6 protein-coding genes are annotated in these 5,183 nt (G+C 70.6%); 3 read left to right on the forward strand and 3 right to left on the reverse strand.

Features of this window, described 5'->3' with window-relative positions; all coding sequences use genetic code 11:
- Positions 1-19 precede the first annotated feature (19 nt).
- Complete coding sequence (locus C1I99_RS29060; RefSeq protein WP_325049249.1) at positions 20-991, reverse strand: SDR family oxidoreductase; 972 nt, start codon at positions 989-991, stop codon at positions 20-22.
- 156 nt (positions 992-1,147) lie between these two features.
- On the opposite strand from C1I99_RS29060, the gene C1I99_RS29065 reads away from it, so the two are divergent.
- Together C1I99_RS29065 and C1I99_RS29070 are read left to right on the forward strand one after the other, a co-directional pair.
- Complete coding sequence (locus C1I99_RS29065; RefSeq protein WP_158554117.1) at positions 1,148-1,885, forward strand: alpha/beta fold hydrolase; 738 nt, start codon at positions 1,148-1,150, stop codon at positions 1,883-1,885.
- 110 nt (positions 1,886-1,995) lie between these two features.
- Entirely contained in the window at positions 1,996-2,232 is a 237-nt protein-coding gene (locus C1I99_RS29070; protein WP_146604079.1) for a hypothetical protein, read from the forward strand.
- Between the two features lie 123 nt (positions 2,233-2,355).
- Here C1I99_RS29070 and C1I99_RS29075 read toward each other — a convergent pair whose 3' ends face one another.
- Both C1I99_RS29075 and C1I99_RS29080 read right to left on the reverse strand, forming a co-directional pair.
- Positions 2,356-2,586, reverse strand: coding sequence for a hypothetical protein (locus C1I99_RS29075; protein WP_111137385.1), 231 nt, complete (start codon positions 2,584-2,586; stop codon positions 2,356-2,358).
- A 150-nt stretch (positions 2,587-2,736) separates the two neighbouring features.
- A complete protein-coding gene (locus C1I99_RS29080; protein ID WP_111137386.1) occupies positions 2,737-3,105 on the reverse strand; it encodes a nuclear transport factor 2 family protein in 369 nt (122 codons plus the stop codon).
- Between the two features lie 167 nt (positions 3,106-3,272).
- Between C1I99_RS29080 and C1I99_RS29085 the strand changes: the two genes are divergently transcribed.
- Positions 3,273-5,093: a glycoside hydrolase family 15 protein gene (locus C1I99_RS29085; protein ID WP_111137387.1), complete on the forward strand. Its 1,821-nt coding sequence runs from the start codon at positions 3,273-3,275 to the stop codon at positions 5,091-5,093.
- The last annotated feature ends 90 nt before the right edge of the window (positions 5,094-5,183 follow it).

A 5,183-nucleotide genomic window follows, 5' to 3' on the forward strand; every position in this document is an offset into this window, starting at 1 on the left:
TACCAGTGGTGGAGCCCGGTCACCGCCGGCGACGGCTCACGACGCTTGCCGCGGCGAACACCAGGGCCGCCCGTGCCGGCACACGGAGGAGTTGGCTCCCGCGGCGCATCCAGCCACCGTGCACGGCCCCCGGGCCGGGCGCGGGGTGGTACAGGTTCCCGGAGCTCGCGGGGGCAGGCTTGTCGGAGGAGAGGTGCATGCGGTCCACCTGGACGGCCATCAGCTTCTCGACGAGCCCAGGAGTCAGCCTCGACTGCATCCGCAGCGACCTGCTCACGAGACCGACGGCAGCTTCCCGTCTCGGGAGCCGCACCAGGTCGACGATCGCGTCCGCCATCCGCTCCGGCGGGTACACCGGCGGCATCGCGCGCACGGTCCGCCCGGTGACGTTCGCCGCCTGCTGGAACAACGGTGTGTCGACCGTGGGCGGCAGAAGGGTGCAGACCTTGACCCCGCGCACGCCCTCCACCTGCAACTCCTGCCGCAGACTGCCACTCAGCGCCCGGATCGCGAACTTCGACATCGTGTAGGCGTGCGTGTACGGCTGGGGGACGACGCCGACGATCGACGAGACATTGATCAGTACCCCGCGGCCCTGCTTCCGCATCACCGGCAGGGCGGCCCGAGCGCCGTGTACGTAGCCCATGATGTTGATGTCGAGGACCCGCCGGAAGTCCTCGATCGGGATGTCGTCGAACCGGCCGAAGGCGCTCACCGCGGCGGCGTTCACCCAGACGTCGATCCGCCCGTACCGCTCCAGGGCGCGGCGGGCCAACTCATCCACCGCGCCTGCGTCACTGACGTCGGTGGCTACGGCGATCGCCGCTCCGCCGCGAGCCGCGCACTCCTGCGCGACCTGGTCCAGCGCAGCATCCCTCCGGGCAGCCAGGGCCAGGGCGCATCGCCGGTCGGCGAAGGCGTACGCGGCGGCCCGCCCGATACCACTGGACGCTCCAGTGACCACGACGACAAGATCCCTAGCTCGCATCATCCGCGCGAATACCCTGCGAACCACCGTCAAAACAGTCGGTCCACTGCTTCGTGTCCACCCGACGCACCTACCCGCACAGGTTCTGTTCACGGCTGCCGGGTAAGCCGGGACATGCGGAACCAGGGTGAACCGTATTCGCCACCCTTTCCCCAGGGCGTGACGACGTCGTACGTCGACGGCGCGCTGGGGCGGATGCGAAGCCGGTCGGTCGGCGAGCGGCGGCCCGGGGTACCCGAACTGGTGCTCGTCCAGGGCATGGGCGTCGCCAACTACCTCATGCCGGGCCTCGGAGCCTTCGGCGGATGGACCCGCGCGCACCTGCTCGAGCTACCCGGCTTCGGCGGAAGCGGCGACCCCCCGTTCGAGCTCACCGTCCCGCAGTTCGGCGACGCCGTCGCACACTGGCTGGCGGCTCGGCGGCTCGGTCCCGTCGTGCTCGCCGGGCACTCCAGCGGCACCCAGGTAGCCGCGGACGCCGCGCTGCGCCGCGACGACGTCGCGGGCGTCGTCCTGGCCAGCCCCACGGTCGATCCGGTCGCCCGGGGGCCGGTACGTCTGCTCGTCCGCTGGCGGCTGGACGGGCGCCGCGAACCACCGGGCCTGACGGAAACGCATCGCCCGGAGTGGCGGCGGGCAGGGATCCGCCGGATGCTGCACCTCGTCCGCGTGCACCTCGACCACGCGATCGAGACGCCGATCGCCAAGCTCCCGACGCCGCTGCTGGTCATCCGAGGGCGCGCCGACCGCATCAGCACCCCGCGGTGGGGTCGCCGGTTGGCCGCGCTGGCGCACGGCGGCGAGTACACGGAGGTTCCCGGCGCGCACACCTTCCCGTGGCGGGATCCACACGCGTGGTCCGATCCCGTACGCCGCTTCGCCACCACCCTCGGCTGACGGGACGGCTGGCCCTGCCGCGCCCCGATGCGCCGCCATCGGCTGCGTTGGTTCGGTCACCGGCCGGGTAACTACGCGGCGAGTTGGTCCACGAGCACGGGGAGGCGAGCGTGGAGTACCAACAGTCGGACATCGAGGTCGTCTACCGGCGCGGTGACTGGCACAGCTGGAGCGACATCGTGCGGTGGCTCGAGCAGGGTCTCAGCCGTGACCAGCAGGCGGACAACGAGCTCAGCGAGGCGGAGTCGCGGCAGCTGCTGGACGACTTCCGCACGCTCGACCAGCAGGGCAAGGGCTTCACCACCGATCCTGCTGACGCCTACCGGGTGCTGCAGTCCATCCACTGAGTGGGGAGGGAACCATGGCGCGCAATCGTGCGGAGATGACGACAGGACAGCTGCGGGAGCAGGCCGAGCGGGCCGGAATCCAGAACACCGACCAGATGACCAAGGATTGGAGGCGGGAGTAGATCAGGTCTGGTTGCCGGGCACGTTCTTCCACTGCTTCGGGTCCGTGCCCTTGGGCTGCGGCGCGTCCCCGCGGCCGCCGCCGCGGCCGGGCTGCTTCGACTGCGGCTGCCCGCCGCCCATGGCCTGGATCATCTGGTCCTTGTTCATCTGCTCGACGTTCTGAACGCCCGCCGAGCGGGCCCGCTCGGCGACCTCGCCGGTCTTCATCTGGGTCAGGTTCTGCTGGCTCATCGCTGGCCTCCTCGATACCTCGATCGGCCCTCACCCGTCGGCTACCCGCCACGGCCGCAAGGAATACGTCATGGACGGGGGACGTGGGAGGCACTCCACGACCCGAGTGCCAATCGGGACGAAGGGCATGTCAGGTCAACGGCCAGCGGATCAGATGTCCGGATGCTCCTCGCGCGGGAAGGACAGGTAGTAGATGGTCTGGGCCACGAACAGACCATCGCTGACCACGTACGAGTCGACCCCGTGCAGAGTGGTGTCCTTCGTCGGTAACCGGCTCGACCAGACCAGCATCCCCACGTCCCCGTTGGTCAGCACCTGGCGGTAGTGATAGAACCCGTCCGGGACGTAGCTGCGCAGGATGGTGGCGAGATACCGCACCCCGTCATGCCCCTGGTGCACACCCTCGGCGGAGAGCAGGCGTACGTCCGGGTGGTAGTTGGTCCGCAGGTCCCCTTCGAGATCCCCATCGCGGCGCCGCCGCAGATGATCGTGCAACACCTCTTCGGTGGTACGGGACATCCTCTCCTCCCTATCCGGAAGCCCAGGTACTACCCCCGGCGATCAGTTGGCATGCGTCGGCGGACCCGTGGATCGTTGTGGCCGTGCCCCCAGCGACATGGTTCGCCGGGGCGCTGACCGCAACGGGACGACACCGAGGCCGTTGTCACCGTGGATAGGAGTTCCGTATGCCGCGCCCGATTGAGGACTACGCCGTCATCGGCGACCTGCACACCGCCGCGCTGGTGGCCAGAGACGGTTCGATCGACTGGCTGTGCCTGCCCCGGTTCGACTCGCCGGCGTGCTTCGCCGCGCTGCTCGACGACGTCGAGGCGGGGCGCTGGCGGCTCGCTCCGGCGGTGGGCGGCCCGGCCACCCGGCGTTGTTACCGGGAGGACACGCTGGTGCTGGAAGCCGAGTGGGACACGCCGGAGGGCAGCGTGCGGGTCATCGACTGCATGCCGCCGCGGGGCCGGGCCGCCGACGTGGTCCGGGTGGTCGAGGGGCTGTCCGGCAGCGTGCCCATGCGGATGGACCTGCGGTTGCGGTTCGACTACGGCCACATCGTCCCGTGGGTGCGCCACCACGGCAACGACCTCGGCGCGGTCGCCGGACCGGACGCGGCCTGGCTTCGCACCGACGTTGCGCTGCGGGGGGTGGGCCCCTGCACCGTCGCCGAGTTCACCGTGGCAGCCGGCGATCGGGTGTCGTTCGTGCTCACCTGGCAGCCGTCGCACCTGCCCCCGCCCACCCCGGTCAACGCGGACACCGCGGTGGCCGACACCGAACGGTACTGGCGGCACTGGATCGGTCGCTGCACCTACGGGGGACGCTGGTCGGACGCGGTCCGCCGAGCCCTGATCACCCTCAAGGCCCTGACCTACGCGCCGACCGGGGGCATCCTCGCGGCGGCCACCACCTCCCTGCCCGAGCAGCTCGGCGGGCCCCGCAACTGGGACTACCGCTACTGCTGGCTGCGAGATGCCACCTTCACTTTGCAAGCGCTGCTCGGCACCGGTTACGTCGCCGAAGCCAAGGCATGGCGGGAGTGGTTGCTGCGGGCCGTCGCCGGCGACCCCGCCGACCTGCAGATCATGTACGCCCTCGACGGCACCCGCCGCATCCCCGAACAGACCCTGGACTGGCTGAGCGGCTACGCCGGATCCCGCCCCGTCCGCATCGGCAACGCCGCGGCGGAGCAGTTCCAACTCGACGTGTGGGGTGAGGTCCTGGATGGGCTGCACCTGAGCCGGTTGGCCGGCATCGCTGCGAGCGAGGAGGCCTGGGATGTCCAACGCGCGTTGCTGGACTTCCTCGAGGGCAACTGGCAGCAGCCCGACAACAGCCTCTGGGAGGTGCGCGGTCCCCGCCGGCAGTTCGTGCATTCCAAGGTGATGGCCTGGGCCGGCTTCGACCGGGCCGTGACCGCCGTGCAGCGGCACGGCCTCGACGGCCCGGTCGAGCGGTGGCGACGCCTGCGCGACCGCATCCACGCGGAGGTCTGCGAGAAGGGCTTCGACCCGGCCCGCAACACCTTCACCCAGTTCTACGGCTCGGACGGCCTCGACGCGGCGCTGTTGCTGATCTCCCGCACCGGGTTCCTGCCGTGGAGCGACCCGCGCGTCGTCGGCACGGTCGAGGCGGTGCAGCGCGAGCTCTGCGCCGACGGGTTTCTCCTGCGCTACCGGCCGCAGCACGGCGAGAACGTCGACGGCCTGCCCGGCGCCGAGGGGTCCTTCCTCGCCTGCACGTTCTGGCTGGTCGATGCTCTGCACAACATCGGTCGGGTGGACGAAGCCGAGCGGATCTTCCAGCGCCTGCTCGACCTACGCAACGACGTGGGGCTGCTCAGTGAGGAGTACGACCCGGTGGCCGGCCGGCAGCTGGGCAACACCCCGCAGGCATTCAGCCTGGTCGGACTGGTCAACTCGGCCCGGCAGCTCGCCGGCGTCAGTACCCGCACCTCGGCCACCCCCGCCGAGCAGCACACCCCAGCCGAACGTGGCTGATCCCCACAACGGTCGGATCGTGCGGGATGCGAGGCGGACCGGGTCCGGGTCGAACAGCGCGCGGCAGAGGGACGGCGGCGGGGCCGAGGT

It is taken from the genome of Micromonospora deserti (assembly GCF_003236335.1).
GTDB lineage: Bacteria > Actinomycetota > Actinomycetes > Mycobacteriales > Micromonosporaceae > Micromonospora > Micromonospora deserti.

Excerpts from the sequence above, each read along its gene's own strand:
- C1I99_RS29060 (WP_325049249.1), bottom strand. The coding sequence starts at position 991 with ATGATGCGAGCTAGGGATCTTGTCGTCGTGGTCACTGGAGCGTCCAGT.
- C1I99_RS29075 (WP_111137385.1), bottom strand. The coding sequence starts at position 2,586 with ATGAGCCAGCAGAACCTGACCCAGATGAAGACCGGCGAGGTCGCCGAG.
- C1I99_RS29080 (WP_111137386.1), bottom strand. The coding sequence starts at position 3,105 with ATGTCCCGTACCACCGAAGAGGTGTTGCACGATCATCTGCGGCGGCGC.
- C1I99_RS29085 (WP_111137387.1), top strand. The coding sequence starts at position 3,273 with ATGCCGCGCCCGATTGAGGACTACGCCGTCATCGGCGACCTGCACACC.